This window comes from Desulfobulbaceae bacterium, assembly GCA_013792005.1.
Classification (GTDB): Bacteria; Desulfobacterota; Desulfobulbia; order Desulfobulbales; family VMSU01; genus VMSU01.
This window is the reverse complement of sequence record VMSU01000127.1, coordinates 1-6,291: the sequence shown is the minus strand read 5'-3', so window position 1 is coordinate 6,291 and position 6,291 is coordinate 1. Positions and strand designations below refer to the sequence as shown.

5 protein-coding genes are annotated in these 6,291 nt (G+C 52.7%); all 5 read right to left on the bottom strand.

Annotated features, from left to right (window positions below; translation table 11 throughout):
- A partial coding sequence (gene ychF / locus FP815_07410; GenBank protein ID MBA3014768.1) for a redox-regulated ATPase YchF occupies window positions 1-590 on the bottom strand: 590 nt, incomplete at its 3' end.
- Between the two features lie 277 nt (window positions 591-867).
- A complete protein-coding gene (locus FP815_07405; GenBank protein MBA3014767.1) occupies window positions 868-1,767 on the bottom strand; it encodes a biotin--[acetyl-CoA-carboxylase] ligase in 900 nt (299 codons plus the stop codon).
- Window positions 1,764-2,411: a hypothetical protein gene (locus FP815_07400; GenBank protein MBA3014766.1), complete on the bottom strand. Its 648-nt coding sequence runs from the start codon at window positions 2,409-2,411 to the stop codon at window positions 1,764-1,766. The genes FP815_07405 and FP815_07400 overlap by 4 nt, the downstream gene beginning before the upstream one ends.
- A 38-nt stretch (window positions 2,412-2,449) precedes the next feature.
- Entirely contained in the window at window positions 2,450-4,726 is a 2,277-nt protein-coding gene (locus FP815_07395; GenBank protein MBA3014765.1) for an acetyl-CoA carboxylase carboxyl transferase subunit alpha/beta, read from the bottom strand.
- 69 nt (window positions 4,727-4,795) lie between these two features.
- Complete coding sequence (locus FP815_07390; GenBank protein ID MBA3014764.1) at window positions 4,796-6,202, bottom strand: acetyl-CoA carboxylase biotin carboxylase subunit; 1,407 nt, start codon at window positions 6,200-6,202, stop codon at window positions 4,796-4,798.
- Window positions 6,203-6,291: the final 89 nt, after the last annotated feature.

The following is a 6,291-nucleotide window of genomic DNA, read 5'->3' as shown; positions in this document are numbered from 1 at the left end:
TCCCGCTGCAACCGAAGCGCCGCATCTTCATACCCGGCAGCTACCACCAGGGTCCGGGCAGGCATTCCACTGTCCAAGAGCTTTTGCAACTGCTCCAGAATCACCAACTGTTCCTTGGCGATCTTGTCGCCGGACTTGGCCATGGACTGGGTTTTTTTCAAGCGTTTATCAACGGTATCAAGATCGGCCAAAATCAGCTCGGTGTTGATAATATCCACATCACCTAACGGATCAATCCGCCCGCTGACATGAACAATATTCTCGTCCTCAAAGCAGCGGACAACATGGGCAATGGCATCCACCTGACGGATATGCCCCAAAAACTGATTACCTAAACCCTCTCCCTTGCTGGCCCCACTCACCAGACCGGCAATATCAACAAACTCCATCTGCGCATAGACCGTCCGTTTGGTCTTAGCCAGGGCTGCCAACTTATCAAGCCTGGGATCAGGAACCGAAACCATGCCGACATTCGGCTCGATGGTACAGAACGGATAATTGGCCGCCTCAATTCCAGCAGCGGTTAAGGCATTAAAGATGGTGGACTTGCCGACATTCGGCAACCCAACGATACCACAACGAAAACCCATGATCTACTCCTGCAATACGTTATATTTACACGCTATAAAGCGCTGCCAAATTGTTGAGAAACACTCCCCCTCCCGCAAGGGGCCTCGGAGGGATTTACTATTTTATTTGTAACTACACAGGTTAACGGTAATCAGTTATCGGTTTACGGTAAAAGAATCATGATTAGTCATAAATCATCGTATGATACTCAATGTCAGTGTGTCCTCATCCATTGGCAGGCCCCAATCACCGTCAACTGTCAACCGTAAACCGACAACCTGAGCAGTTACTTTTATTTTACAGATACATAATCTCCCCGCCGCTTTCAGTGACCAAATCTCCGTTTTCAAGTCGCATCACCAGATGGCCGCATGGATCGACATCAACCACCGTGGCAGTATATTGCGCTGATTCAACGACATTGAAGCCGAACCGAACCCGGCGACCGATGGTATCGGTCAATAAGCGCCATGATGCAATCAGCGGGTGGGGCCGATCATCATCCAAACCACGATCCGCGGCCAGATGCTCCGCCTCGGTATAGTGCAGCAGTCCGATATTCCAAGAAAGCTTCGCAATGAGCATTGCCGCAATTTCAGTCAAATCAAAAGGATGTCCGGAGAACTCGCACATTGAGGCTGCCGTATTCCGCAACTCGGGGGCAAAAGAGGTGTTGTTGACGTTGAGGCCGATACCGATCAGGACAAACTCCTCGCCTCCGCGCGAACTGCTCACGGTCTCAGTTAAGATCCCAGCCACCTTGCGACCGCCGAGCAGCACATCGTTGACCCATTTGACCGTGGCATTGAGGCCGAAGTGACGGACAGTCTCACAGCAGGCGACACCTGCGGCAAGAGGATAAAGCGCGGCGTGCTCAGGCAACAAGGTGTTCGCCAGGGTCAAAACCATCCACACACCACCTGCCGGGGCATGCCAATGCCTGAGGAAACGGCCCTTGCCACCGGTGAGTTGATCCGCAAGAATGACCCTGCCCGAGGGAAAGGAACGATCCTCTCGATCACAGATCTGAATTTCGGCCCGAGCAAGGTCCATGCAGCGCGAAGCCTCGGGGAGATGCTCACATTCAGCACCGACCATGGCCCCGTACCGGAGGATGGCCGTAGCTATTTCCCGAGGATAGGAGGGACGGAGAGAGAGTTCAAGTTGCCTAGCCTGAAGAAGCGCTTTGGCGATCACTCCCACTCCAATTTGACCCTAGCGATAATTTTCTGAATCAGTGGCAGTTTCTCTTCGGCACAGATGCCAATCAAGGGCTGCCCCTGATCGATGGTTTCACCAGGAGAAAAATAGACAGAATGAATGATCCCCGGCTCCCCCTGAAACATCACCGGGGTATCCCGTTTCATCAAGGACATGGTCAGGATCTCGTCACCCGGCTTAATCGATATCGAGCGTTGTCCGTGCTTGTCGATCCGCGACTGAAGATCCAAGGCAAAAAAATACTTGGCCCGCTCGGGAGCGACAAACATACTTAAGACATTACGCAGGATCCGTTCGATGATCTCCTTCTTCTTCAAAGGGTGCCGAATTGTCATCACCGTTTCACCGGCCTCGACAAATTGACCTTCCAGCGCCCTGTCGACTGACGCCACCACCCCATTATCCATCGAGTGAACCGGCTTGACATTACGCTCCCGCTCCAGATGATAGAGCAGGGTCCCCTTGATATGATTCCATTCGCCGGTTATTCCCTCTACCGCATCTCCCTCAGCTGCCTTGAAGCGCAAGCGACCGGTATGGGAAGTCTTAACATCAATGTACTCAAACGGATCGGAACGGTACTGGTTCAGAAACTGGTCGTAATCTATCTCTTCATGCATGATGTTCACGTTGGCATCGGTCATTCTGCACCCTGCTCCTACCGGTAATAAAGATTGCGTCCACCCATGGTCATCAGGGCCTGATGGAGATTGCGCCTGAATTCACGTCGGTCCCAGATGCCATGAATATGCCCCCGTTTCAAGGCATTGCGGGCGCTATGGTAATCGGGCGGGATGTCCTGACCCGTAGTGTCACGGATAACCCGATGCCCGGCAAACCCGATCCGGCTGGAACGAATGGCAAACTGATAATATGAGCATCCCAGGAAACTGGCCACCGGGCCAGCGTAGGAGTTATTATCATAGACCACGATGTATAAACCGCCGGCATCGACATAATCCCGCACGGCCATGGTACATTTGGGCATCTGGATAACCCCCATGGTGCCCTCCTGAATCCGGATTCCACCCGTAGTATGAACATAGGCCAACAGCGGCTTGCGTTGCAGCTTGGCCAACTCGCAGGCCTGGACAAACTTTTCACCCTCGGCAGCGCCTACCGTGCCATTACGGAAATCGGAGTAGAGCATTGCCACCACCAAATCCACCCCCATAACCTGGGCCTGGAAGGTGATCATGGCGCTCTTGCGCTTGGTCTCGTTCTTGACCGCCTGCAATTTTTTACGGAGGACCGGGTGGTTCAACGGATTCCCAGAGGCAATCTTGCTGTTGAATTCCCGAATCGAATCCCGATCAAAGAGATTATTGAGGTACCACTCGTATTCCAACGGAAAGTGGTGACCACAAATTTCACAGACCCCGCAGAATTCGCCATAGAGATCCGGAACCCAGAGATCCTTGCAGCCCCGAGTCACGGCGTTGGGACAGGTGACGGTGCGGTCCTCGTTAGCCAGAGGACTGAGATAAGTATCCCCGAACTCAAGAGCCATAGCCTCTTGCCGACCGGAATTACTGCTATAAGCACGCCCACGGCCCCCCGGTTTATGAGCAATAAAATCATAGGCCGCAGTGAACGGAGCTGTTAGACGCTTGACAAAACTTGAGCCCTCACCGGACACCTCCTTGATCACCTTCTCCACCTGTTTCTGCTGGCGCTTCAGGATGTCATACACCACCGTGTAATAAATTTTGGCAGTGCGGAACGAGGCCTTCTTGTAAAAATCACCAAACCGACTGGTATCGGTGATATAAGCCTTGGTAGCCATAGCCCGGTACTTTTTATAGCGCAGGGCCACCAAGCGCTTACGCTCATCGACATTCAGTTCCCACGAGATGTCGATATGGAGGTCGTTATCAACCTCATTTTCGAGAGTAGCGCTATCATCTCCAGCATTTTTCAACTTCACTTCATAGGCGCGGAAGGCACGGAGGCTCTTGGTCTTCAACACCACCTCATCGGTAGCCCTCATCATTTCGTAACGCAGCCGCTTAAAGAAAACGAAGTCATCATGCTTGGCGCCGAGGGGGGGCTCATCGACTATTCGGTCGATAGTCCCCAGTTCCAGGTTATCCTTGGCAGTGATCCACAGATTCTCCGCACACTGCTCCACCAATTCCTTCGGAGCCTTGACCCCCTCTCCCACTCGCCCCTCAATAGCAGCAGCGCCCTCCGGTGAAATCACCGAATAGTAACCGTGGGAGAACATCAACCGGAAATCGGAAAGACCAATAGCTTCAGCCCCGCCGGAACCACCTTCGGAAATGATCGAAACAATAGGCACCCGCAACTTGGCCATGGCATAGAGATTCCGGGCAATCTGCTGAGCAGCGCCAGGATACTCCTCCACCGGAAAAGCGCCTGGCGTGAAGATATAGGAATGGATCGGAATCCCCTCAGTCTCTGCCACTTGCATGAATCGCAGGGCCTTCTCATTGCCCCAGGGTTTACTGGAGCCGCCATTGCGGAATTCCTCGCCATGACCCTTTTCATGACCAATAACCATTACCTGCTGGGTAAAAACCCGACCTTTGACCCGACGCAGGATATTGGCCTTAGCCACCACCATTGCGGGATCAATATTGGCCTCGCCTTCACCGCCAAGCTCGGTATAATCTTCGTACACGTTTTCCAGAATATCCTTTAAGGAAAACCGCAACGGACTGCGAACAATCCGAACCCGATCCATGGGCGAGATATCTTCCTGACAGCGTTCGGTGAGAAAGGTTACCGCCTCCTCAATCTCGCTGACCTCGTCCGTGAAATGTTCCTCCGAGTAATCATAAAAGGAGGTTTTCAGTCCCGTAAGCCTGTTCGTAAGCCCGGACAGATTGCCCCAATCGCTGCCTTCCTTGATTTGGGAGAGGTATTGAATCCCCTCCTCGCATTTGGCCAAACGTTTTCGTATATGTTCCATAGCGTAATGTCGTGTAATTAGGATGATGCTGGGGGTGAACCCGTGCCAAAAAAATCGCTGGGCAGCGGGTCAAAAGGTCAGCAGCCTCTCCAGGTTGCCACGGAGATAGGGAATATTGGTCAAGATCGGCTCTTCATGACTATTGCGACCCTCAATGACCGTGCCGTCCAGGAACTGACGGGCCCGGGCCTTTGCCATCTCCATGTCGTCGCCCCACACCAGGACCAGGGCAAGGTTGGGATCATATTCACTGGGAATGGTATACGGTCGATCAAAGGGGACATGGGTGTAAACAGCCGCCCAATCCTCCTGGGGAAATGAGAACTGGGAAATCGTGCCGATCCAGGGCGCAAACCCTCGGGCTGTATCCTCAGCCACCAAGCGCAGCTCGATACTTGAACCCTTGAATTCGATCTTCTTCTGGTCATAACCCATGGTGTCGCCCAGAGCCAGACGAATCTGCTCCCTGAGCAGGTTGGGCTGCTTCCCGTTCAAATAACTGATCCGAGCCGAAACATCATTTTCAACTTGAATCCGAGTGTTGACTTCGAGCAGATAAGGCCTGCCGTCACGGGCCACGATCCACTCCCAGGTCCCAACGTTATCGTAATTGACATGATCAGCCAGTTTAAGCGAATAGTCCACAATCTGAGACAGGACTTTCTGGGCATCAAATTCATAGTTAAAACAAGCAGAATCAAACCCTGGCGCGGCCTCAACCCGTTTCTGGCGGCCAGTGCTTTGGATGGTGCAATTCCGTGTGCCAAAGTGAACCCGCTCACCATGACGGCTACAGACCAACTGAACCTCTAGGTGGTTATAGTCCCGCAGACATTGTTCTATCAGCACTCCGCCATCGCCGAACTGACGCTTGGCATAGTTTTGCACCTGTCGATACACCCGGCGCAGCTGCTCGATCAGGAAGACCTCTTCAATGCCCATGCCGCCGCCGCCGGCCGCTGCCTTAACCAGAATAGAAGGATTTTTGATATTCTGACGCTGCTGCTCGTCCAGCAATTGAGCGGCAACCTCTTCAGCCTCCATCTCGTTGTAGATCGGACCATCGGTGCCGGGGATGATGGGAATACCAAGACGGTTGGCTACCCGTTTGGTATTGATTTTATCACCTAAATTTTTGATGACTTCCCAGTTCGGTCCAATAAAGGTTAAAGGCCGGTCACGGATAGTTACCCGCCGGGCAAAGCGAAAGTCTTCGGAAAAAAATCCGTAGCCAGGATGAATAGCGGTACAGCCGGTATGGTCGGCCACGGCCAGGATATCGTTGGGATCGGTATAACTGACCACCCGCCAGGCCCGCTTACGACCACCCTGATCGTCCATGGCCAGGCGGACATGCTGAGAATCTTTATCTGCTTCGGTATAGACCACGACATAATCAAGACCCAGATCCTTACAGGCCCGCATGATCCTTACCGCAATCTCGCCGCGGTTGGCGATAAGCACTCGATCTTTCATGGTTTCTTTATGATAAATTCGCCAGGGGTCGAAGAACACCTTACCCCCAAAAAGTACCCGTTTCTTTGGTATGATAGTTCATCAAAACT